Genomic DNA, 21,652 nt, shown 5'->3' on the forward strand with positions numbered 1-21,652 from the left:
ATTTGGTGACATGTGTCACGTTTTTATCTGGCTATTGTCGATTGCTCTAAATAAATCCTCTAAACCAGCATATTCATCCAAGAATTACCTTTGCGTGATATTTCCTCAACATCGCGACGCAAACGTTCATATTGCCGCAATATTATTTTTTGATATGTTGAAAGGCGGACGCAAATCCGCACACAACATTTCAAAAGACAGGATTGGGTAAATGGCAAAGGTATCGCTGGAGAAAGACAAGATTAAGTTTCTGCTGGTAGAAGGAGTGCACCAAAAGGCGCTGGAAAGCCTTCGTGCAGCTGGTTACACCAACATCGAATTTCACAAAGGCGCGCTGGATGATGAACAATTAAAAGAATCCATCCGCGATGCCCACTTCATCGGCCTGCGATCCCGTACCCATCTGACTGAAGACGTGATCAACGCCGCAGAAAAGCTGGTCGCTATTGGCTGTTTCTGTATAGGAACAAACCAGGTTGATCTGGATGCGGCGGCAAAGCGCGGGATCCCGGTATTTAACGCACCGTTCTCAAATACGCGCTCTGTTGCGGAGCTGGTGATTGGCGAACTGCTGCTGCTATTGCGCGGCGTGCCGGAAGCCAATGCTAAAGCGCACCGTGGCGTGTGGAACAAACTGGCGGCGGGTTCTTTTGAAGCGCGCGGCAAAAAGCTGGGTATCATCGGCTACGGTCATATTGGTACGCAATTGGGCATTCTGGCTGAATCGCTGGGAATGTATGTTTACTTTTATGATATTGAAAATAAACTGCCGCTGGGCAACGCCACTCAGGTACAGCATCTTTCTGACCTGCTGAATATGAGCGATGTGGTGAGTCTGCATGTACCAGAGAATCCGTCCACCAAAAATATGATGGGCGCGAAAGAAATTTCACTAATGAAGCCCGGCTCGCTGCTGATTAATGCTTCGCGCGGTACTGTGGTGGATATTCCGGCGCTGTGTGATGCGCTGGCGAGCAAACATCTGGCGGGGGCGGCAATCGACGTATTCCCGACGGAACCGGCGACCAATAGCGATCCATTTACCTCTCCGCTGTGTGAATTCGACAACGTCCTTCTGACGCCACACATTGGCGGTTCGACTCAGGAAGCGCAGGAGAATATTGGCCTGGAAGTTGCGGGTAAATTGATCAAGTATTCTGACAATGGCTCAACGCTCTCTGCGGTGAACTTCCCAGAAGTCTCGCTGCCACTGCACGGTGGGCGTCGTCTGATGCACATCCACGAAAACCGTCCGGGCGTGCTAACTGCGCTGAACAAAATCTTCGCCGAGCAGGGCGTCAACATCGCCGCGCAATATCTACAAACTTCCGCCCAGATGGGTTATGTGGTTATTGATATTGAAGCCGACGAAGACGTTGCCGAAAAAGCGCTGCAGGCAATGAAAGCTATTCCGGGTACCATTCGCGCCCGTCTGCTGTACTAATTCCCCTTCTCTGACAATCAACGGGCAGGTCACTGACTTGCCCGTTTTTTTATCCCTTCTCCACACCGTTGCCGCGTTGCGCATTCTACTTTGCGAGTCTGCTCCAGAAAATAAATCAAAGTCAGATCAATGCGTTGTGTTTATTTAATGGGGATTTACGATGGCGGGACAGCACAGGGCTGTAACGGTAAAGCCCTCACCGAAGCGAGGGCTTGAAGGAGAAGGGTTATGATGCGACTTGTCATCATACTGATTGTACTGTTACTCATAAGTTTCCCAGCTTATTAACAGTCAGTCTCAGGGGAGGAGTAATCCTCCCTTACCCTTACTCACTAAATTAGGTTAAAGAATCAACGATGTCAATCAGGGCGATGCGGGATGTATCGCCCTGAACCGATCATTTGATAGACACTTCATCGCCCACGTTTACTGCCGTAATTAATCCCTTATCCCTGCAATGTGTGTCTGTCTTACATGACGTTTTACGAGTGCGCTCGAAGAAAAAATTTAAAGGTAGATCAATGCGTTGTGCTTATTTAAAGAGAGTTTACGATGGCAGGGCAGCATGGGGCTGTAACGGTAAAGCCCTCACCGAAGCGAGGGCTTGAAGGAGAAGGGTTATGATGCGACTTGTCATCATACTGATTGTACTGTTACTCATAAGTTTCAGCGCTTATTAACAGTCAGTCACAGGGGAGGAGCAATCCTCCCTTACCCTTACTCACTAAATTAGGTTAAAGAATCAACGATGTCAATCAGGGCGATGCAGGTGTGTCGCCCTCACCACTCCCAGACTTTCGACGGTGTAACCACCGCAGGAAGAGGGATATCCCACTCTTCAACGGGGAGTTTTTCCACCAACTGACAATCATGCGCATAACCCACCGGTTGCATTTTATAGTGCTGCCAGTTTTGTAAGGTCCGATCGTAAAAACCTCCGCCCATTCCCAGGCGCTGACCGTACTCATCAAAGGCGACCAGCGGTGTGATCAACACGTCTAATCGGGAAAGGGGTAGCACGTCACGCACATCCAGTTTTGGCTCATGGATCTTCAACCTGTTCATCACCAGTTCACTTTGCGGATGGTAATTCAGGAACAGCAAATTACCGGCACTAAAGGGATGCAAAACTGGAAGATATACGCGCTTACCGGCGCGCCAGAGTTGTTCTATAAGCGGCTGGGTGTCGAGTTCTCCATCAAAAGAGAGGAATACAGCGACCGTATGTGCCATCACCACCGGGGGATAAGTCATCATCCGGGTAGCGGCTTGTTGACCCATTTCCTGCTGTTGTTCCGGCGTTAACGTACGACGACGTTGCCGAATCATTTTGCGGATTTCTTGTCGGGATAATGTCAGTGGGAGTTCTGGTAGTTGCGTCATGGCTGGTGCCAGATAAGAAGGGAATCTCCGAGATGCCGCCGCAGGCTGTAACCCTTGAACCCTTGGTTCAAGGTGAATGTGTCGTCGCAGTTTTAAGGCTTCTCGGACGGACCGAGCATGCTCACCAACCGCGGAGCGCCACATTCTTGTGGTATGAAATATCGGCTCAGGGGACTGGCCCGCTTGCGAACATCTCAGAGAAATTTTGTCTTCACGGTTACTCTACCACAGTAAACCGAAAAGTGTCATTCAAAGTTTTGGTTAGTTTTTTCGGTGATGCGACCTTGTTCAAGTAACGCTTGTTCTATGGTCTGCTGCAGCATCCGAATACGCTGTTCCATACTTGCCGCGTAGTCACGAGTCTTTGCTTTTTCTTGCGCTAACTCATAGCTGATATTCAATGCGGCAATGAAGACCAACTGTTCAGTATTTGTGACTCTAGTGCGTTCTTTCAGATCTTGCAACCGTTGGTTCAGATCGTCCGCTGCCTGATTCAACGCATCCCTTTGGTCAGGCGGGCAGTTCACACGCAGTGAACGGCCAAAAATTTGGATATCGACGGGTTGTGCAGACATGCCACCTTCCTGCTGATTGACTGCGCTGCCTTCGTCTTTAGACCCATGGTCTGCGAAGGGGCGACACTATAGCTACCCTGATGAGAAGAGACAAGCCCTTTTCTGGTCCACCAGGGCCCAAAGTGGTAGCATATCATGAATATTCCTCCCTTTGACGACGAATGCTTATGTCTATACAGAACGAAATGCCTGGTTACAACGAAATGAACCAGTATCTGAACCAACAAGGGACGGGTCTGACCCCTGCTGAGATGCATGGTTTAATCAGTGGGATGATATGTGGCGGTAACGATGACAGCTCATGGCTGCCGCTACTTCACGACCTGACGAACGAAGGCATGGCTTTCGGTCATGAGCTGGCACAGGCACTGCGTAAAATGCACTCTGCCACCAGCGATGCCCTGCAGGATGACGGCTTCCTTTTTCAGCTTTATCTGCCTGATGGCGATGATGTCAGCGTTTTCGATCGGGCTGATGCACTGGCAGGTTGGGTCAATCACTTCCTGCTTGGTCTTGGCGTTACGCAACCGAAGCTGGACAAAGTGACCGGCGAAACCGGTGAAGCCATCGACGATCTGCGTAACATCGCGCAGTTGGGCTACGACGAAGACGAAGATCAGGAAGAGCTTGAAATGTCGCTTGAAGAGATCATCGAGTACGTCCGTGTTGCCGCGCTGTTATGCCACGACACCTTTACTCATCCGCAACCGACCGCGCCAGAAGTACAAAAACCGACTCTACACTAAAAACAAAAAACGTAAGGAGAGTGTTATGAGTGAGATATCCCGGCAAGAGTTTCAGCGTCGCCGTCAGGCCCTGGTGGAGCAAATGCAACCCGGCAGCGCCGCGCTGATTTTTGCTGCACCAGAAGTAACACGTAGCGCCGACAGCGAATACCCCTATCGTCAGAACAGTGACTTCTGGTACTTCACCGGCTTTAACGAACCGGAAGCGGTGCTGGTGCTGATTAAAAGCGATGACACTCATAACCACAGCGTTCTGTTTAACCGCGTTCGCGACCTGACGGCGGAGATCTGGTTTGGCCGTCGTTTAGGTCAGGATGCCGCGCCAGAGAAACTGGGCGTTGACCGCGCACTGGCATTCAGCGAAATTAATCAGCAACTTTATCAACTACTTAATGGTCTGGATGTGGTTTACCACGCCCAGGGCGAATATGCATATGCTGATGAAATCGTGAACAGCGCGCTTGAGAAACTGCGTAAAGGTTCGCGGCAAAATCTCACCGCGCCGGCAACGATGATCGACTGGCGTCCCATTGTTCATGAAATGCGCCTGTTCAAATCGCCGGAAGAGATTGCCGTACTTCGCCGCGCGGGTGAAATCACCGCCCTGGCGCATACCCGGGCGATGGAAAAATGCCGTCCGGGAATGTTCGAGTACCACCTGGAAGGCGAAATTCACCACGAATTTAACCGCCACGGCGCGCGCTATCCTTCCTATAACACCATTGTCGGCAGCGGTGAAAACGGCTGCATTCTGCATTACACCGAAAACGAGTGTGAACTGCACGACGGCGATCTGGTGTTGATTGACGCGGGTTGCGAATACAAAGGTTACGCTGGCGATATTACCCGCACCTTCCCGGTCAACGGCAAATTCACCCAGGCTCAGCGTGAAATCTACGACATTGTGCTTGAGTCTCTCGAAACCAGCCTGCGCCTGTATCGTCCGGGAACTTCCATTCAGGAAGTCACCGGTGAAGTGGTGCGCATCATGGTTAGCGGCCTGGTAAAACTCGGCATCCTGAAAGGTGATGTTGATGAACTGATCGCTCAGAACGCCCATCGTCCTTTCTTTATGCATGGCCTTAGCCACTGGTTAGGACTGGATGTCCATGACGTTGGCGTTTATGGCCAGGATCGCTCGCGCATTCTGGAACCGGGCATGGTACTGACCGTAGAGCCAGGGCTGTATATTGCGCCGGATGCAGAAGTGCCAGAACAATATCGCGGTATCGGCATTCGTATTGAAGACGACATTGTGATTACCGAAACCGGTAACGAAAACCTCACCGCCAGCGTGGTGAAAAAGCCGGAAGAAATCGAAGCGTTGATGGCAGCTGCGAGAAAGCAATGAGCGTAATCATCGTCGGTGGCGGCATGGCGGGCGCGACGCTGGCGCTGGCTATTTCCCGGTTAAGTCACGGGGCGCTGCCGGTACATTTGATTGAAGCGACCGCGCCAGAGTCACATGCTCATCCGGGCTTTGATGGGCGAGCGATTGCGCTGGCGGCGGGTACCTGTCAGCAACTGGCGCGCATTGGCGTCTGGCAATCTCTGGCGGATTGCGCAACCGCCATCACTACCGTGCATGTCAGCGATCGTGGTCATGCCGGATTCGTCACCCTCGCCGCAGAAGATTACCAACTGGCGGCGCTGGGGCAGGTTGTCGAATTGCACAATGTCGGGCAACGGCTGTTTGCATTGCTGCGCAAAGCACCTGGCGTAACGCTGCATTGCCCGGATCGCGTGGCTAACGTTGCCCGTACTCAGAGTCATGTTGAAGTGACGCTGGAGTGTGGCGAGACGCTGACGGGCCGCGTGCTGGTAGCCGCTGATGGCACCCATTCAGCGTTAGCCACTGTGTGCGGCGTTGACTGGCAGCAGGAGCCTTACGAACAACTGGCTGTGATTGCCAACGTTGCGACTTCCGTTGCGCATGAAGGGCGCGCTTTTGAACGCTTTACGCAACATGGCCCGCTGGCGATGTTGCCGATGTCTGACGGACGCTGTTCGCTGGTCTGGTGTCATCCACTGGAACGGCGCGAAGAGGTGCTGTCGTGGAGCGACGAGAAGTTTTGCCGTGAACTCCAGTCGGCCTTTGGCTGGCGACTTGGGAAAATTACCCACGCTGGTAAACGCAGTGCTTATCCGCTGGCGTTAACCCACGCCGCCAGATCTATTACCCATCGTACCGTGCTGGTGGGCAATGCGGCGCAAACCCTGCACCCGATTGCCGGGCAAGGGTTCAACCTCGGTATGCGAGATGTCATGAGTCTTGCGGAAACCCTGACTCAGGCGCAGGAGCGCCGAGAAGACATGGGTGATTACGGCGTCTTGTGCCGTTATCAGCAGCGTCGACAGAGCGATCGCGAAGCAACCATTGGCGTCACGGACAGCCTTGTACATCTTTTTGCCAACCGTTGGACGCCGCTGGTTGTCGGGCGCAACATCGGGCTGATGACGATGGAATTATTCACCCCGGCACGCGATGTGCTGGCGCAGCGCACCCTCGGTTGGGTGGCGCGTTGAAGGCGGTTTTAAGGAATAAACAATGCAAAGTGTTGATGTAGCCATTGTTGGCGGCGGCATGGTGGGGCTGGCGGTTGCCTGCGGCTTACAGGGTAGCGGCTTACGCGTTGCCGTACTGGAGCAGCGCGTACCGGAACCTCTGGCGGCGGATGCTCCACCACAACTGCGCGTTTCGGCTATCAATGCCGCCAGCGAAAAATTACTCACCCGTCTTGGTGTCTGGCAGGACATTATCTCCCGTAGAGCCAGTTGCTATCACGGTATGGAAGTGTGGGACAAAGACAGTTTTGGTCACATTTCGTTTGACGATCAAAGCATGGGCTATAGCCATCTTGGGCATATCGTTGAAAACTCAGTGATTCACTACGCGCTGTGGAACAAAGCGCATCAGTCGTCAGATATCACTCTGTTGGCCCCCGCAGAATTACAGCAGGTCGCCTGGGGAGAAAACGAAACCTTCCTGACGCTGAAAGATGGCAGTATGTTAACGGCGCGTCTGGTGATTGGCGCGGACGGCGCTAATTCCTGGTTGCGCAACAAAGCCGATATTCCGCTGACTTTCTGGGATTATCAGCATCACGCGCTGGTAGCGACCATACGCACGGAAGAACCGCATGAAGCTGTGGCGCGGCAGGTTTTCCACGGCGAAGGCATTCTGGCCTTTTTGCCGCTTAGCGATCCGCATCTTTGCTCGATTGTCTGGTCCCTATCGCCAGAGGAAGCGCAGCGGATGCAGCAGGCAGGGGAAGACGAATTTAATCGCGCGTTAAATATCGCTTTTGATAATCGCCTTGGCTTATGCAAGGTTGAGAGCGAGCGTCAGGTGTTCCCGCTGACGGGGCGTTATGCGCGCCAGTTTGCCGCACACCGTCTGGCGCTGGTGGGCGACGCCGCGCATACCATTCACCCGCTGGCGGGGCAGGGCGTTAATCTCGGCTTTATGGACGCCGCAGAGCTGATTGCTGAACTGAAACGGTTGCATCGTCAGGGTAAAGACATCGGGCAGTACATTTACCTGCGCCGCTATGAACGTAGCCGCAAGCACAGCGCGGCGCTGATGCTGGCTGGTATGCAGGGATTCCGCGATCTGTTTTCCGGTACCAATCCGGCGAAAAAACTGCTGCGTGATATTGGTTTGAAACTGGCCGACACGCTTCCTGGCGTTAAGCCACAACTTATCCGTCAGGCAATGGGATTAAACGATTTGCCTGAATGGCTGCGTTAAAAATTTCTCTTCTGCTGTTTATTTGATACGCATCACACTTTCATCTCCCGGTTTTTTCGCCGGGAGATTTTCCTCATTTGAAATAAACTAATTTCACCTCCGTTTTCGCATTATATTTTCTAATGCCATGATTTTTTGATTTAGTGTTTTTTGACATTTTTTTAGCTCTTAATATTGTCTTATTCAAATTGACTTTCTCATCACATCATCTTTGTATAGAAACTGGTGTGTTTTTTGGTTTTTTATTCTGTCGCGATTTTTGCATTTTTTAACCATAAGCTAATGTGATGATCAATTTTACCTTATGGTTAACAGTCTGTTTCGGTGGTAAGTTCAGGCAAAAGAGAACGATTGCGTTGGGGACCGGGAGTGGCTCCGATGCTGGGTTTTGTGGTGATAATTTCACCATGAAAAAGTTGTCAGCCCCGCTTATTCAATGAGGACAAGATGGCACAACAGACTCCTTTGTACGAACAACACACGCTTTGCGGCGCTCGCATGGTGGATTTCCACGGCTGGATGATGCCGCTGCATTACGGTTCGCAAATCGACGAACATCATGCGGTACGTACCGATGCCGGAATGTTTGATGTGTCGCATATGACCATCGTCGATCTCCGCGGCAGCCGCACCCGGGAGTTTCTGCGTTATCTGCTGGCGAACGATGTGGCGAAGCTCACCAAAAGCGGCAAAGCCCTTTACTCGGGGATGTTGAATGCCTCTGGCGGTGTGATAGATGACCTCATCGTCTACTACTTTACTGAAGATTTCTTCCGCCTCGTTGTTAACTCCGCCACCCGCGAAAAAGACCTCTCCTGGATTACCCAACACGCTGAACCTTTCGGCATCGAAATTACCGTTCGTGATGACCTTTCCATGATCGCCGTACAAGGGCCGAATGCGCAGGCTAAAGCTGCCACACTGTTTAATGACGCCCAGCGTCAGGCGGTGGAAGGGATGAAACCGTTCTTTGGCGTGCAGGCGGGCGATCTGTTTATTGCCACCACTGGTTATACCGGTGAAGCGGGCTACGAAATTGCGCTGCCCAATGAAAAAGCGGCGGATTTCTGGCGCGCGCTGGTGGAAGCGGGCGTTAAGCCATGCGGCCTGGGCGCGCGTGACACGCTGCGTCTGGAAGCGGGTATGAATCTTTATAGTCAGGAGATGGACGAAACCATCTCTCCTTTAGCCGCCAATATGGGCTGGACTATCGCCTGGGAACCGGCAGATCGTGACTTCATCGGTCGTGAAGCCCTGGAAGTGCAGCGTGAGCATGGTACAGAAAAACTGGTTGGTCTGGTGATGACCGAAAAAGGCGTGCTGCGTAATGAACTGCCGGTACGTTTTACCGATGCGCAGGGCAACCAGCATGAAGGCATTATCACCAGCGGGACTTTCTCCCCGACGCTGGGTTACAGCATTGCGCTGGCGCGCGTGCCGGAAGGTATTGGTGAAACAGCGATTGTGCAAATTCGCAACCGTGAAATGCCGGTTAAAGTGACGAAACCTGTTTTTGTGCGTAACGGCAAAGCCGTCGCGTGATTTACTTTTTTGGAGATTGATTGATGAGCAACGTACCAGCAGAACTGAAATACAGCAAAGAACACGAATGGCTGCGTAAAGAAGCCGACGGCACTTACACCGTTGGCATCACTGAACACGCTCAGGAGCTGTTAGGCGATATGGTGTTTGTTGACCTGCCGGAAGTGGGCGCGACGGTTAGCGCGGGCGATGACTGCGCGGTTGCCGAATCGGTAAAAGCGGCGTCAGACATTTATGCGCCAGTAAGCGGTGAAATCGTGGCGGTAAACGACGTACTGAGCGATTCCCCGGAACTGGTGAACAGCGAACCGTATGCAGGCGGCTGGATTTTCAAAATCAAAGCCAGCGATGAAAGCGAACTGGAATCACTGCTGGATGCGACCGCATACGAAGCATTGTTAGAAGACGAGTAACGGCTTTATTCCTCTTCTGCGGGAGAGGATCAGGGTGAGGAAATTTACGCCTCACCCTCACTCTCTTCGTAAGGAGAGAGGTTCACAATTCACTGCACGTTTCAGGAACCATCGCTCATGACACAGACGTTAAGCCAGCTTGAAAATAGCGGCGCTTTTATTGAACGCCATATCGGACCGGACGCCGCGCAACAGCAAGAAATGCTGAATGCCGTTGGCGCACAATCGTTAAACGCGCTGACCGGCCAGATTGTACCGAAAGATATTCAGCTTGCGACCCCGCCGCAGGTTGGCGCACCGGCGACCGAATACGCCGCGCTGGCGGAACTCAAGGCTATTGCCAGTCGCAATAAACGCTTCACGTCTTACATCGGCATGGGTTACACCGCCGTGCAGTTACCGCCGGTTATCCTGCGTAACATGCTGGAAAATCCGGGCTGGTATACCGCGTATACTCCGTATCAACCTGAAGTCTCGCAGGGCCGCCTTGAGGCACTGCTCAATTTCCAGCAGGTAACGCTGGATTTAACCGGGCTGGATATGGCCTCTGCTTCTCTTCTTGACGAAGCCACCGCTGCCGCCGAAGCAATGGCGATGGCGAAACGCGTCAGCAAACTGAAAAATGCCAACCGCTTCTTCGTGGCTTCCGATGTGCATCCGCAAACGCTGGATGTGGTCCGTACTCGTGCCGAAACCTTTGGTTTTGAAGTGATTGTCGATGATGCGCAAAAAGTGCTCGACCATCAGGACGTCTTCGGCGTGCTGTTACAGCAGGTTGGCACTACCGGTGAAATTCACGACTACACTGCGCTTATCAGCGAACTGAAATCACGCAAAATTGTGGTCAGCGTTGCCGCTGATATTATGGCGCTGGTGCTGTTAACTGCGCCGGGTAAACAGGGCGCGGATATTGTTTTTGGTTCGGCGCAACGCTTTGGCGTACCGATGGGTTACGGTGGCCCACACGCGGCATTCTTTGCGGCGAAAGACGAATACAAACGCTCAATGCCAGGCCGTATTATCGGTGTATCGAAAGATGCAGCTGGCAATACCGCGCTGCGCATGGCGATGCAGACTCGCGAGCAACATATTCGTCGTGAGAAAGCGAACTCCAACATTTGTACTTCCCAGGTGCTGCTGGCAAACATCGCCAGCCTGTATGCCGTTTATCACGGCCCGATTGGCCTGAAACGTATCGCTAACCGCATTCACCGTCTGACCGATATCCTGGCGGCAGGCCTGCAACAAAAAGGTCTGAAGCTGCGCCATGCGCACTATTTCGACACTCTGTGTGTGGAAGTGGCCGACAAGGCGGGCGTACTGGCGCGTGCCGAAGCGGCTGAAATCAACCTGCGTAGCGATATCCTGAACGCGGTGGGGATCACCCTTGATGAAACCACCACGCGCGAAAACGTGATGCAGCTTTTCAGCGTACTATTGGGGGATAATCACGGGCTGGACATCGACACGCTGGACAAAGACGTGGCTCACGACAGCCGCTCTATCCAGCCTGCGATGCTGCGCGACGACGAAATCCTCACCCATCCGGTGTTTAATCGCTACCACAGCGAAACCGAAATGATGCGCTATATGCACTCGCTGGAGCGTAAAGATCTGGCGCTGAATCAGGCGATGATCCCGCTGGGTTCCTGCACCATGAAACTGAACGCCGCCGCCGAGATGATCCCAATCACCTGGCCGGAATTTGCCGAACTGCATCCGTTCTGCCCGCCGGAGCAGGCCGAAGGTTATCAGCAGATGATTGCGCAGCTGGCTGACTGGCTGGTGAAACTGACCGGTTACGACGCCGTTTGTATGCAGCCGAACTCTGGCGCACAGGGCGAATACGCGGGCCTGTTGGCGATTCGTCATTATCATGAAAGCCGCAACGAAGGGCATCGCGATATCTGCCTGATCCCGGCTTCTGCGCACGGCACTAACCCTGCTTCTGCACATATGGCAGGAATGCAGGTGGTGGTTGTGGCATGTGATAAAAACGGCAACATCGATCTGGCTGATCTGCGCGCGAAAGCGGAACAGGCGGGCGATAACCTCTCCTGTATCATGGTGACCTATCCTTCCACCCACGGCGTGTATGAAGAAACGATCCGTGAAGTGTGTGAAGTCGTGCATCAGTTCGGCGGTCAGGTTTACCTTGATGGCGCGAACATGAACGCCCAGGTTGGCATCACCTCGCCGGGCTTTATTGGCGCAGACGTTTCACACCTTAACCTGCATAAAACTTTCTGCATTCCGCACGGCGGTGGTGGTCCGGGTATGGGACCGATCGGCGTGAAAGCGCATCTGGCTCCGTTTGTACCGGGTCATAGCGTGGTGCAAATCGAAGGCATGTTAACCCGTCAGGGCGCGGTTTCTGCGGCACCGTTCGGTAGCGCCTCTATCCTGCCAATCAGCTGGATGTACATCCGCATGATGGGCGCAGAAGGGCTGAAAAAAGCAAGCCAGGTGGCAATCCTCAACGCCAACTATATTGCCAGCCGCCTGCAGGATGCCTTCCCAGTGCTGTATACCGGTCGCGACGGTCGCGTGGCGCACGAATGTATTCTCGATATTCGCCCGCTGAAAGAAGAAACCGGCATCAGCGAGCTGGATATTGCCAAGCGCCTGATCGACTACGGTTTCCACGCGCCGACGATGTCGTTCCCGGTGGCGGGTACGCTGATGGTTGAACCGACTGAATCTGAAAGCAAAGTGGAACTGGATCGCTTTATCGACGCGATGCTGGCTATCCGCGCAGAAATTGACCAGGTGAAAGCCGGTGTCTGGCCGCTGGAAGATAACCCGCTGGTGAACGCGCCGCACATTCAGAGCGAACTGGTCGCCGAGTGGGCGCATCCGTACAGCCGTGAAGTTGCGGTATTCCCGGCAGGCGTGGCAGACAAATACTGGCCGACGGTGAAACGTCTGGATGATGTTTACGGCGACCGTAACCTGTTCTGCTCCTGCGTACCGATTAGCGAATACCAGTAATTCACTGATTCGACTATCTTCTAAAGGCGCTTCGGCGCCTTTTTAGCTTGTTAATAAAGTGCGCTTTGTGTGTTTCGGCTGAGGCGTAATATAAAATCTTGCGAGCTCAATATATTAAAAGAGTGCCAGGCCTGATGAGCGTATCGCATCAGGCACATCGGCTAATTACAGATTCTCGCCGTTGCTGGCAATCACCTCTTTGTACCAGTTAAAGCTCTTCTTACGTGAACGCGACATATCGCCAGTACCGTCGTCATGTTTATTCACATAGATAAAGCCGTAGCGTTTGCTGTACTGCCCGGTGGTGAACGACACGCAGTCGATGCAGCCCCACGGTGTGTAGCCCATCAGATCCACGCCATCGTAAGTCACCGCTTTTTTCATCTCTTCGATATGGGCGCGCAGGTAGTCAATGCGGTAGTCGTCGTTGATGCTGCCATCTTCTTCCACTTTGTCGTAAGCGCCAAAACCGTTTTCGACAATAAACAGCGGCTTCTGGTAACGCTCATACAGTTCGCAAAGCGCGTAACGCAGACCCACAGGGTCAATCTGCCAGCCCCAGTCAGACGCTTTAACATACGGGTTTGGTACGCTGCCTTCAAAACCAGAGATAGCATCGCCGGTGCCGCCTTCGGCCTTCACTGCGTTGGTCATGTAATAGCTGAAACCAAGATAATCGCAGGTGCCTTCGCGCAGTATATCGAGATCGCCATCTTCCATTTTGATGTTAAATCCGCGACGCTCCCACTCGTTCAACACATAGGACGGGTAATAGCCGCGTAGCTGCACATCGGTAAAGACGTAGCGTTCGCGCATCGACTCCTGAGCGAACATCACATCGTCCGGGTTACAGGAGTAAGGATAGAGCGGCACCATCGCCAGCATACAGCCGACTTTCATCTCCGGGTTAATGCGACGCACAGCTTTCACCGCCAGGGCGCTGGCGACAAACTGGTGATGCAGCACCTGATACATCGTCTCTTCCGGGTTCTCATGCTCGGTATAAACCACGCCGGAGCAGCAGTAACCGAACAGCGGTGCACGCCAGTTACGCTGGTTGTTAATTTCGTTGAAGGTCATCCAGTATTTGACTTTATGCTTATAGCGTTCAAATACCACTTCCGCGAAACGGACAAAGAAATCAACCACTTTACGGTTGGTCCAGCTACCGTATTGCTGCACCAGATGCAGCGGCATTTCAAAGTGGGAGAGGGTGATCACTGGTTCGATGTTGTATTTCAGCAATTCATCGAACAGAGAGTCGTAAAACTTCAGCCCTTCTTCGTTTGGCTGAGCTTCATCGCCTTTTGGAAAAATGCGCGTCCAGGCGATGGATGTACGAAAACATTTGAAGCCCATTTCGGCAAATAGCTTGATGTCTTCCTTGTAGTGACCATAAAAATCAACGGCTTCATGGTTTGGATAGTATTTTCCTGGCAAGACTTCTTTGGTGATTTCGCGCGGCACGCCGTGTGCGCCACCGGTCAGAACGTCACAAATGCTCGGCCCTTTGCCGCCTTTGTTCCAGCCGCCTTCGACCTGATGAGCGGCAACTGCGCCGCCCCATAAGAAATCTTTCGGTAAGGTGAGTTTTTTCACTATCATAGGCTCCAGATGAGTCAATTCTTACAGGAAATAGTACCATGCAGCCAAACGACATCACTTTTTTTCAACGTTTCCAGGATGACATTCTGGCTGGGCGTAAAACCATCACCATCCGCGACGAGTCTGAATCGCACTTCAAAACGGGTGATGTGCTTCGTGTCGGGCGTTTTGAAGATGACGGTTATTTTTGCACGATTGAAGTCACCGCAACCTCAACCGTAACGCTGGATACGCTGACGGAAAAACATGCAGAGCAGGAAAATATGACCCTGACTGAACTGAAAAAGGTCATTGCCGACATCTATCCCGGTCAGACACAGTTTTATGTGATTGAATTTAAATGTCTTTAAATTGAACTCACGCCTGTTAGTTGAAATTTCGCATTTAATTTCATGATTTTTAGGAGATTAGTCTCAAATCAGAATTTATTTTAGCTAACAGGTGTTCACTGGAACTATTCTCAGTTACGCTGGAGAGGTATACATGTGCGTGTACGTTTCTCCGGAGTAAGTTATGGTTCAGAAGCCCCTCATTAAGCAGGGATATTCGCTGGCAGAGGAAATTGCCAACAGCGTCAGTCACGGCATTGGGTTGGTGTTTGGTATCGTTGGGCTGGTGTTGCTACTGGTTCAGGCGGTGGATCTCAATGCCAGCGCCACAGCGATAACCAGCTACAGCCTCTATGGCGGCAGTATGATCCTGCTGTTCCTCGCTTCGACGCTCTATCACGCCATTCCTCATCAACGGGCAAAAATGTGGCTGAAGAAATTTGACCATTGCGCTATTTACCTGTTGATTGCCGGAACCTACACGCCGTTTTTGCTGGTGGGGCTGGATTCTCCGTTAGCGCGCGGGTTGATGATTGTTATCTGGAGCCTGGCATTGCTGGGGATTCTGTTCAAACTGACCATCGCGCACCGATTCAAAATTTTATCTCTGGTGACTTATCTGGCGATGGGCTGGCTGTCGCTGGTGGTAATTTATGAAATGGCAGTTAAGCTCGCGGCGGGCAGCGTTACCTTACTGGCGGTAGGCGGCGTGGTTTATTCGCTCGGGGTGATTTTCTACGTCTGCAAACGCATTCCATACAACCATGCCATCTGGCACGGCTTCGTGCTCGGCGGTAGTGTGTGCCACTTTCTGGCGATCTATTTGTATATTGGGCAGGCGTAATGGGTATGCCTTTGTAGGCCTGATAAGACGCGCCAGCGTCGCATCAGGCGATAAATGCCTGATGCGACACAGAGATTTACTCTTCGAGCGAATACGGCAGCGGCTCGATATGCAATGTATTCGCATCGTCACGTACGCGGAAGATGCTGTCCGGTTCCATATCGTTATTCATCACTACCTGTACCACGACCTGACCATCTTCCAGTTTTACCGCAGCCAGCACTGTACCGGTACGACGCCAGTTCTCGCCCATTTTCAGCTCTAAGTCTTCACCAGCTTCCGGCAGTCGGCTGGCACTACCTGTCAGCAACCAGAGCGCACGTTTATTGGCACCACGGAATTTTGCTCGCGCCACCATCTCTTGTCCGGTATAACAGCCTTTCTTAAAGCTGATACCGCCCAGCGCCTGGAGATTGGTCGCCTGTGGGATAAACTGCCCGCTGTTCGCGGCATCAATCACCGGGAAACCCGCTTCAATGTTTAATGCCAGCCACTGTTGGCTATTGTTCAGTTCCGCTTCACCGCGCAGTTTATCGGTCAGCATATTGGCAGTAGCTTCATCGGTTACGATCAGGAAACGTTCTGCCGGGTGTTCAAACCATAGCAAAGTGGTCGCGCCTTCTTTAACTACCTGTTTTTCTCTCGAAGGTAGTTCACTAAAGAGATTGGCCAGCGCGGCGCGCGCCTGAAAACCGGCAACACCAAGCAGCACACGCTCGTCGTCTGGCGCGATGGTCACTTTAGAGAACACCGCATATTTTTTCAGTTCAGTCAGCTGCGGTTCACGCACGCTGCGCCGTTCAATCCACGCAAAGCCATCGCCGTCGCGGAACAGACGTAAATTGCTCCACATTTTACCTTTGGCGTCGCAATGGGCGGCGAGCAGGTGCTGATTTTCTGTCATCTGGCTGACATCTGCTGTCACCTGGCCCTGCATATATTTTTCGCTGTCCGCGCCAGTAATGGTGGCAAGCGCCCAGTCATCAAGCGTCATCAGCGTCAGCGGTAAACGGGCAGAAGCCGTAGGCTGACGTGGAGGAAAAGGTGTAAAAGCCATAATAGAGTCCTGAGTTGCTTAACGGCGTATTAATAACTAATGGTAAAAGAGCTATGAGGCAATGCAAGTGCTTTCACTACGCGATCTGTGCCTTCTGCGAGGCGACTTCCAAAAAAATGAAGCCCTTGAATTGTTGTGAATTAATTTCGCGATCGCGATTGTGTTTACTGATATTCCCGTAAAAGAAGTCGAAAAACACGTTACAATAGCGGGGTACTGGATTTTCGTGAGACAGGAAGACGATGGACATTAACAACAAAGCCCGCATTCATTGGGCATGCCGCCGTGGTATGCGCGAACTCGATATTTCAATCATGCCGTTTTTCGAACATGAGTACGACAGCTTAAGCGATGACGAAAAACGCATCTTTATTCGTCTGCTGGAATGTGACGATCCAGACCTGTTTAACTGGCTGATGAATCACGGTAAACCGGCCGATGCAGAACTGGAAATGATGGTCCGACTCATCCAGACACGGAACCGGGAACGTGGTCCTGTGGCAATCTGATTTGCGCGTCTCCTGGCGCGCGCAGTGGCTTTCCTTGCTGATTCATGGGCTGGTTGCCGCTGTTATTTTACTCATGCCCTGGCCGCTCAGTTACACCCCGTTATGGATGGTGTTACTTTCGCTGGTGGTGTTTGATTGCGTTCGCAGCCAGCGGCGTATTAATGCTCGCCAGGGGGAAATTCGCTTGTTGATGGACGGGCGTTTGCGTTGGCAAGGGCAGGAGTGGAGCATCGTCAAAGCACCGTGGATGATTAAGAGCGGCATGATGCTGCGTTTACGTTCTGATGGCGGTAAACGGCAACATTTATGGCTGGCAGCCGACAGCATGGACGAAGCCGAATGGCGGGATTTACGGCGGATTTTGTTGCAACAAGAGACGCAAAGATAAAGATGACGGCAAAGCATATGCGCTAAGCCGTCAGTGACATCAGGCGTAATGCTCTGCCATTTCGTTGAGGATTTGCTCGCACCAGCTCTGAATACGCTCGTCGCTAAGGTCATACTGGTTAGTTTCATCCAGCGCCAGACCCACGAACAGTTGCCCGTCAGCAATCACCGGTTTCGGGCTGGTAAATTCATATCCTTCCGTTGGCCAGTAGCCGACGAACTTCACGCCTTTGGTAGAAAGTTTGTCATGCAGCATCCCTAGCGCATCGAGGAACCATTCACCGTACCCGAGTTGATCGCCAAGCCCATACAGCGCAACAATTTTACCTTCGAGGTTCAGGTCGTCGAGCTGATCCCAGACGGCTTCCCAGTCTTCCTGGATTTCGCCAAAATCCCAGGTCGGGATACCCAGAATGAGCACATCGTACTGCTCCATTAATTTCGGGGAGTCGTCCTTGAGGTTATGTAAGGTCACCAGTTCTGGGCCGATAATATCGCGGATTTTTTCTGCCGCCATTTCGGTGTAACAGGTGCTGGAACCGTAAAAAAGACCCATATTCATAACGTAAGCTTCTCGATTCTGCTGTGGCTTTTGCGGCTAGTGTATCAGAATCGCTTTAGTCACGGCACAATAAGGCATAATGGATCAAATGAGTGACCATAAGGGGCGCAAGTGAAACAGGATCTGGCACGCATCGAGCAGTTTCTTGATGCTCTGTGGCTGGAAAAAAATCTGGCTGAAAATACGTTGAACGCTTACCGTCGCGATCTGTCAATGATGGTGGAGTGGTTGCATCACCGCGGGTTGACGTTGGCGACGGCGCAAAGTGACGATTTGCAGGCATTACTGGCAGAACGGCTGGAGGGCGGGTATAAAGCCACCAGCTCAGCGCGTTTGCTGAGTGCAGTGCGCCGATTGTTCCAGTATCTTTATCGCGAAAAGTTTCGTGAAGACGATCCCAGTGCGCATCTCGCTTCACCGAAATTGCCCCAGCGTTTGCCAAAAGATTTAAGCGAAGCGCAGGTCGAACGTTTATTACAGGCACCATTAATTGATCAGCCACTGGAGCTACGCGATAAAGCCATGCTTGAAGTGTTGTATGCTACCGGGCTGCGTGTCTCTGAACTGGTCGGACTGACAATGAGTGATATCAGCCTGCGTCAGGGCGTAGTGCGGGTCATTGGTAAAGGCAACAAAGAGCGCCTGGTGCCGTTAGGTGAAGAGGCGGTTTACTGGCTGGAAACCTATCTGGAACATGGGCGTCCGTGGCTGCTGAATGGTGTGTCAATTGACGTGTTATTTCCCAGTCAGCGTGCGCAGCAGATGACGCGACAGACCTTCTGGCACCGCATTAAACATTATGCCGTGCTGGCGGGTATCGACAGCGAAAAGCTGTCACCGCATGTGTTGCGTCACGCTTTTGCCACTCATTTATTAAATCATGGTGCGGATTTACGCGTGGTGCAGATGCTACTGGGCCACAGCGATCTTTCCACCACGCAAATTTATACGCATGTCGCTACCGAGCGTCTGCGGCAACTTCATCAACAGCATCACCCGCGGGCGTGATGTCTGAAAAGAACGGGAAGATTTATGAAGAAAGGTTTTATGTTGTTTACTTTGTTAGCGGCGTTTTCAGGCTTTGCTCAGGCTGATGACGCGGCAATTCAACAAACGTTAGCCAAAATGGGCATCAAAAGCAGCGATATTCAGCCCGCGCCCGTAGCTGGCATGAAGACAGTTCTGACTAACAGCGGTGTGTTGTACATCACCGATGATGGTAAACATATCATTCAGGGGCCAATGTATGACGTTAGCGGCACGGCTCCGGTCAATGTCACCAATAAGATGCTGTTAAAGCAGTTGAATGCGCTTGAAAAAGAGATGATCGTTTATAAAGCGCCGCAGGAAAAACACGTCATCACCGTGTTTACTGATATTACCTGTGGTTACTGCCACAAACTGCATGAGCAAATGGCAGACTACAACGCGCTGGGGATCACCGTGCGTTATCTTGCTTTCCCGCGCCAGGGGCTGGATAGCGATGCTGAGAAAGAAATGAAAGCTATCTGGTGTGCGAAAGACAAAAACAAAGCGTTTGATGATGTGATGGCAGGTAAAAGCGTCGCACCAGCCAGCTGCGACGTGGATATTGCCGACCATTACGCACTTGGCGTCCAGCTTGGCGTTAGCGGTACTCCGGCAGTTGTGCTGAGCAATGGCACACTTGTTCCGGGTTACCAGCCGCCGAAAGACATGAAAGAATTCCTCGACGAACACCAAAAAATGACCAGCGGTAAATAATTCGCGTGAAACAACAGATACAACTTCGTCGCCGTGAAGTCGATGAAACGGCAGACTTGCCCGCTGAATTGCCTCCCTTGCTGCGCCGTTTATACGCCAGCCGAGGAGTACGCAGTGCGCAAGAACTGGAACGCAGTGTTAAAGGTATGCTGCCCTGGCAGCAACTGAGCGGTGTCGAAAAGGCCGTTGAGATCCTTTACAACGCCTTTCGCGAAGGAACGCGGATTATTGTGGTCGGTGATTTCGACGCCGACGGTGCCACCAGCACGGCTCTAAGCGTGCTGGCGATGCGCTCGCTTGGTTGCAGCAATATCGACTACCTGGTACCAAACCGTTTCGAAGACGGTTACGGCTTAAGCCCGGAAGTGGTCGATCAGGCCCATGCCCGTGGCGCGCAGTTAATTGTCACGGTGGATAACGGTATTTCCTCCCATGCGGGGGTTGAGCACGCTCGCTCGTTGGGCATCCCGGTTATTGTTACCGATCACCATTTGCCAGGCGACACATTACCCGCAGCGGAAGCGATCATTAACCCTAACTTGCGCGACTGTAATTTCCCGTCGAAATCACTGGCAGGCGTGGGTGTGGCGTTTTATCTGATGCTGGCGCTGCGTACCTTTTTGCGCGATCAGGGCTGGTTTGATGAGCGTAACATCGCAATTCCTAACCTGGCAGAACTGCTGGATCTGGTCGCGCTGGGGACAGTGGCGGACGTCGTGCCGCTGGACGCTAATAATCGCATTCTGACCTGGCAGGGGATGAGTCGCATCCGAGCCGGAAAGTGCCGTCCGGGGATTAAAGCGCTGCTTGAAGTGGCAAACCGTGATGCACAAAAACTCGCCGCCAGCGATTTAGGTTTTGCGCTGGGGCCACGTCTCAATGCTGCCGGACGACTGGACGATATGTCCGTCGGTGTGGCGCTGTTGTTGTGCGACAACATCGGCGAAGCGCGCGTGCTGGCAAATGAACTCGATGCGCTAAACCAGACGCGAAAAGAGATCGAACAAGGAATGCAAATTGAAGCCCTGACCCTGTGCGAGAAACTGGAGCGCAGCCGTGACACGCTACCCGGCGGGCTGGCAATGTATCACCCCGAATGGCATCAGGGCGTTGTCGGTATTCTGGCTTCGCGCATCAAAGAGCGTTTTCACCGTCCGGTTATCGCGTTTGCGCCAGCAGGTGACGGTACGCTGAAAGGTTCCGGTCGCTCCATTCAGGGGCTGCATATGCGTGATGCGCTGGAGCGATTAGACACACTCTACCCTGGCATGATGCTGAAGTTTGGCGGTCATGCGATGGCGGCGGGTTTGTCGCTGGAAGAGGATAAATTCAAACTCTTTCAACAACGGTTTGGCGAACTGGTTACTGAGTGGCTGGACCCTTCGCTATTGCAAGGCGAAGTGGTATCAGACGGTCCGTTAAGCCCGGCCGAAATGACCATGGAAGTGGCGCAGCTGCTGCGCGATGCTGGCCCGTGGGGGCAGATGTTCCCGGAGCCGCTGTTTGACGGTCATTTCCGTCTGCTGCAACAGCGGCTGGTGGGCGAACGTCATTTGAAGGTGATGGTCGAACCGGTCGGCGGCGGTCCACTGCTGGATGGTATTGCTTTTAATGTCGATACCGCCCTCTGGCCGGATAACGGCGTGCGTGAAGTGCAACTGGCTTATAAGCTCGATATCAACGAGTTTCGCGGCAACCGCAGCCTGCAAATTATCATCGACAATATCTGGCCAATTTAGCGTCATCTTCTCTATAAAAAAGAGCGTGGATT

Annotated in this window: 23 protein-coding genes and 1 other RNA gene; 17 read left to right on the plus strand and 7 right to left on the minus strand. The window is 52.5% G+C overall.

Annotation, left to right across the window (positions count from 1 at the left end):
• Positions 1-211: 211 nt before the first annotated feature.
• The 3 genes from serA to ibsC (ACJHW7_RS17275) all read left to right on the plus strand — a co-directional run bounded on the left by serA (position 212) and on the right by ibsC (ACJHW7_RS17275) (position 2,124).
• Positions 212-1,444 (plus strand): phosphoglycerate dehydrogenase, encoded by a 1,233-nt coding sequence (gene serA, locus ACJHW7_RS17265; protein WP_001151604.1) that lies wholly within the window; start codon positions 212-214, stop codon positions 1,442-1,444.
• 228 nt (positions 1,445-1,672) lie between these two features.
• Positions 1,673-1,732 carry a type I toxin-antitoxin system toxin IbsC gene (gene ibsC / locus ACJHW7_RS17270; RefSeq protein ID WP_071525914.1) on the plus strand — a complete coding sequence of 20 codons (60 nt, stop codon included), beginning with the start codon at positions 1,673-1,675 and terminating at the stop codon, positions 1,730-1,732.
• A 332-nt stretch (positions 1,733-2,064) separates the two neighbouring features.
• Positions 2,065-2,124, plus strand: coding sequence for a type I toxin-antitoxin system toxin IbsC (gene ibsC / locus ACJHW7_RS17275; RefSeq protein WP_010723220.1), 60 nt, complete (start codon positions 2,065-2,067; stop codon positions 2,122-2,124).
• Between the two features lie 100 nt (positions 2,125-2,224).
• Here ibsC (ACJHW7_RS17275) and ACJHW7_RS17280 read toward each other — a convergent pair whose 3' ends face one another.
• From ACJHW7_RS17280 to zapA, 3 genes are all read right to left on the minus strand, one after another.
• Positions 2,225-2,827 (minus strand): 5-formyltetrahydrofolate cyclo-ligase, encoded by a 603-nt coding sequence (locus ACJHW7_RS17280; protein WP_000192751.1) that lies wholly within the window; start codon positions 2,825-2,827, stop codon positions 2,225-2,227.
• 20 nt (positions 2,828-2,847) lie between these two features.
• Positions 2,848-3,031: non-coding RNA, 6S RNA (gene ssrS, locus ACJHW7_RS17285), on the minus strand.
• A gap of 41 nt (positions 3,032-3,072) precedes the next feature.
• Entirely contained in the window at positions 3,073-3,402 is a 330-nt protein-coding gene (zapA, locus tag ACJHW7_RS17290; protein WP_001276008.1) for a cell division protein ZapA, read from the minus strand.
• A gap of 167 nt (positions 3,403-3,569) precedes the next feature.
• Here zapA and ygfB point away from each other — a divergent pair, with 167 nt between their 5' ends.
• From ygfB to ubiI, 4 genes are read left to right on the plus strand one after another with little or no spacing between them, the layout of a single operon-like run.
• Positions 3,570-4,148, plus strand: a complete 579-nt coding sequence (gene ygfB, locus ACJHW7_RS17295; protein WP_001295378.1) for a UPF0149 family protein YgfB — start codon at positions 3,570-3,572, stop codon at positions 4,146-4,148.
• 25 nt (positions 4,149-4,173) lie between these two features.
• Positions 4,174-5,499, plus strand: coding sequence for a Xaa-Pro aminopeptidase (pepP, locus tag ACJHW7_RS17300; RefSeq protein ID WP_001290104.1), 1,326 nt, complete (start codon positions 4,174-4,176; stop codon positions 5,497-5,499).
• Entirely contained in the window at positions 5,496-6,674 is a 1,179-nt protein-coding gene (gene ubiH / locus ACJHW7_RS17305; protein ID WP_021557185.1) for a 2-octaprenyl-6-methoxyphenyl hydroxylase, read from the plus strand. The genes pepP and ubiH overlap by 4 nt, the downstream gene beginning before the upstream one ends.
• Positions 6,675-6,696: 22 nt before the next feature.
• A complete protein-coding gene (ubiI, locus tag ACJHW7_RS17310) occupies positions 6,697-7,899 on the plus strand; it encodes an FAD-dependent 2-octaprenylphenol hydroxylase (RefSeq protein ID WP_021557184.1) in 1,203 nt (400 codons plus the stop codon).
• A 73-nt stretch (positions 7,900-7,972) separates the two neighbouring features.
• Here the strand turns inward: ubiI and ACJHW7_RS17315 are convergent, their stop codons facing one another.
• Entirely contained in the window at positions 7,973-8,056 is an 84-nt protein-coding gene (locus tag ACJHW7_RS17315) for a hypothetical protein (RefSeq protein ID WP_122985416.1), read from the minus strand.
• 290 nt (positions 8,057-8,346) lie between these two features.
• Here ACJHW7_RS17315 and gcvT point away from each other — a divergent pair, with 290 nt between their 5' ends.
• The 3 genes from gcvT to gcvP all read left to right on the plus strand — a co-directional run bounded on the left by gcvT (position 8,347) and on the right by gcvP (position 12,845).
• A complete protein-coding gene (gene gcvT, locus ACJHW7_RS17320; RefSeq protein WP_000068709.1) occupies positions 8,347-9,441 on the plus strand; it encodes a glycine cleavage system aminomethyltransferase GcvT in 1,095 nt (364 codons plus the stop codon).
• Positions 9,442-9,464: 23 nt separating this feature from the next.
• Complete coding sequence (gene gcvH / locus ACJHW7_RS17325; RefSeq protein WP_001307993.1) at positions 9,465-9,854, plus strand: glycine cleavage system protein GcvH; 390 nt, start codon at positions 9,465-9,467, stop codon at positions 9,852-9,854.
• A 117-nt stretch (positions 9,855-9,971) separates the two neighbouring features.
• Entirely contained in the window at positions 9,972-12,845 is a 2,874-nt protein-coding gene (gene gcvP / locus ACJHW7_RS17330; protein WP_000195016.1) for an aminomethyl-transferring glycine dehydrogenase, read from the plus strand.
• A gap of 165 nt (positions 12,846-13,010) precedes the next feature.
• Here the strand turns inward: gcvP and bglA are convergent, their stop codons facing one another.
• On the minus strand, positions 13,011-14,444 hold the full coding sequence (gene bglA, locus ACJHW7_RS17335; protein WP_139251631.1) for a 6-phospho-beta-glucosidase BglA: 1,434 nt from the start codon (positions 14,442-14,444) through the stop codon (positions 13,011-13,013).
• A gap of 44 nt (positions 14,445-14,488) precedes the next feature.
• On the opposite strand from bglA, the gene yqfB reads away from it, so the two are divergent.
• Positions 14,489-14,800: a N(4)-acetylcytidine aminohydrolase gene (yqfB, locus tag ACJHW7_RS17340; RefSeq protein WP_001182957.1), complete on the plus strand. Its 312-nt coding sequence runs from the start codon at positions 14,489-14,491 to the stop codon at positions 14,798-14,800.
• A 163-nt stretch (positions 14,801-14,963) separates the two neighbouring features.
• Complete coding sequence (trhA, locus tag ACJHW7_RS17345) at positions 14,964-15,623, plus strand: PAQR family membrane homeostasis protein TrhA (RefSeq protein ID WP_000250274.1); 660 nt, start codon at positions 14,964-14,966, stop codon at positions 15,621-15,623.
• Positions 15,624-15,699: 76 nt separating this feature from the next.
• Here the strand turns inward: trhA and ygfZ are convergent, their stop codons facing one another.
• On the minus strand, positions 15,700-16,680 hold the full coding sequence (ygfZ, locus tag ACJHW7_RS17350; RefSeq protein WP_001625883.1) for a tRNA-modifying protein YgfZ: 981 nt from the start codon (positions 16,678-16,680) through the stop codon (positions 15,700-15,702).
• Between the two features lie 242 nt (positions 16,681-16,922).
• Here ygfZ and sdhE point away from each other — a divergent pair, with 242 nt between their 5' ends.
• Together sdhE and ACJHW7_RS17360 are read left to right on the plus strand one after the other, a co-directional pair.
• Positions 16,923-17,189: an FAD assembly factor SdhE gene (gene sdhE / locus ACJHW7_RS17355; protein WP_000354046.1), complete on the plus strand. Its 267-nt coding sequence runs from the start codon at positions 16,923-16,925 to the stop codon at positions 17,187-17,189.
• Positions 17,170-17,577, plus strand: coding sequence for a protein YgfX (locus ACJHW7_RS17360; RefSeq protein ID WP_000244777.1), 408 nt, complete (start codon positions 17,170-17,172; stop codon positions 17,575-17,577). Before sdhE ends, ACJHW7_RS17360 begins: the two co-directional genes overlap by 20 nt.
• 39 nt (positions 17,578-17,616) lie before the next feature.
• Here the strand turns inward: ACJHW7_RS17360 and fldB are convergent, their stop codons facing one another.
• Entirely contained in the window at positions 17,617-18,138 is a 522-nt protein-coding gene (fldB, locus tag ACJHW7_RS17365) for a flavodoxin FldB (RefSeq protein WP_001055874.1), read from the minus strand.
• A gap of 111 nt (positions 18,139-18,249) precedes the next feature.
• Between fldB and xerD the strand changes: the two genes are divergently transcribed.
• The 3 genes from xerD to recJ are packed head-to-tail and all read left to right on the plus strand — an operon-like array spanning position 18,250 to position 21,620.
• Positions 18,250-19,146, plus strand: a complete 897-nt coding sequence (xerD, locus tag ACJHW7_RS17370; protein ID WP_000806638.1) for a site-specific tyrosine recombinase XerD — start codon at positions 18,250-18,252, stop codon at positions 19,144-19,146.
• Positions 19,147-19,170: 24 nt separating this feature from the next.
• Positions 19,171-19,881 carry a bifunctional protein-disulfide isomerase/oxidoreductase DsbC gene (dsbC, locus tag ACJHW7_RS17375; protein WP_000715213.1) on the plus strand — a complete coding sequence of 237 codons (711 nt, stop codon included), beginning with the start codon at positions 19,171-19,173 and terminating at the stop codon, positions 19,879-19,881.
• 5 nt (positions 19,882-19,886) lie between these two features.
• The gene (gene recJ, locus ACJHW7_RS17380; RefSeq protein ID WP_000813200.1) at positions 19,887-21,620 is read left to right on the plus strand and encodes a single-stranded-DNA-specific exonuclease RecJ; all 1,734 of its coding nucleotides are present in this window, start codon (positions 19,887-19,889) and stop codon (positions 21,618-21,620) included.
• Positions 21,621-21,652: the final 32 nt, after the last annotated feature.

This window comes from Escherichia sp. WS1152, assembly GCF_046487665.1.
Classification (GTDB): Bacteria; Pseudomonadota; Gammaproteobacteria; order Enterobacterales; family Enterobacteriaceae; genus Escherichia; species Escherichia coli.

What these genes read in the sequence shown, in the direction of transcription:
- serA (WP_001151604.1), top strand. Translation starts at nt 212, where the DNA reads ATGGCAAAGGTATCGCTGGAGAAAGACAAGATTAAGTTTCTGCTGGTA.
- ACJHW7_RS17280 (WP_000192751.1), bottom strand. Translation starts at nt 2,827, where the DNA reads ATGACGCAACTACCAGAACTCCCACTGACATTATCCCGACAAGAAATC.
- zapA (WP_001276008.1), bottom strand. Translation starts at nt 3,402, where the DNA reads ATGTCTGCACAACCCGTCGATATCCAAATTTTTGGCCGTTCACTGCGT.
- ygfB (WP_001295378.1), top strand. Translation starts at nt 3,570, where the DNA reads ATGTCTATACAGAACGAAATGCCTGGTTACAACGAAATGAACCAGTAT.
- pepP (WP_001290104.1), top strand. Translation starts at nt 4,174, where the DNA reads ATGAGTGAGATATCCCGGCAAGAGTTTCAGCGTCGCCGTCAGGCCCTG.
- ubiH (WP_021557185.1), top strand. Translation starts at nt 5,496, where the DNA reads ATGAGCGTAATCATCGTCGGTGGCGGCATGGCGGGCGCGACGCTGGCG.
- ubiI (WP_021557184.1), top strand. Translation starts at nt 6,697, where the DNA reads ATGCAAAGTGTTGATGTAGCCATTGTTGGCGGCGGCATGGTGGGGCTG.
- ACJHW7_RS17315 (WP_122985416.1), bottom strand. Translation starts at nt 8,056, where the DNA reads ATGTCAAAAAACACTAAATCAAAAAATCATGGCATTAGAAAATATAAT.
- gcvT (WP_000068709.1), top strand. Translation starts at nt 8,347, where the DNA reads ATGGCACAACAGACTCCTTTGTACGAACAACACACGCTTTGCGGCGCT.
- gcvH (WP_001307993.1), top strand. Translation starts at nt 9,465, where the DNA reads ATGAGCAACGTACCAGCAGAACTGAAATACAGCAAAGAACACGAATGG.
- gcvP (WP_000195016.1), top strand. Translation starts at nt 9,972, where the DNA reads ATGACACAGACGTTAAGCCAGCTTGAAAATAGCGGCGCTTTTATTGAA.
- yqfB (WP_001182957.1), top strand. Translation starts at nt 14,489, where the DNA reads ATGCAGCCAAACGACATCACTTTTTTTCAACGTTTCCAGGATGACATT.
- trhA (WP_000250274.1), top strand. Translation starts at nt 14,964, where the DNA reads ATGGTTCAGAAGCCCCTCATTAAGCAGGGATATTCGCTGGCAGAGGAA.
- ygfZ (WP_001625883.1), bottom strand. Translation starts at nt 16,680, where the DNA reads ATGGCTTTTACACCTTTTCCTCCACGTCAGCCTACGGCTTCTGCCCGT.
- sdhE (WP_000354046.1), top strand. Translation starts at nt 16,923, where the DNA reads ATGGACATTAACAACAAAGCCCGCATTCATTGGGCATGCCGCCGTGGT.
- fldB (WP_001055874.1), bottom strand. Translation starts at nt 18,138, where the DNA reads ATGAATATGGGTCTTTTTTACGGTTCCAGCACCTGTTACACCGAAATG.
- dsbC (WP_000715213.1), top strand. Translation starts at nt 19,171, where the DNA reads ATGAAGAAAGGTTTTATGTTGTTTACTTTGTTAGCGGCGTTTTCAGGC.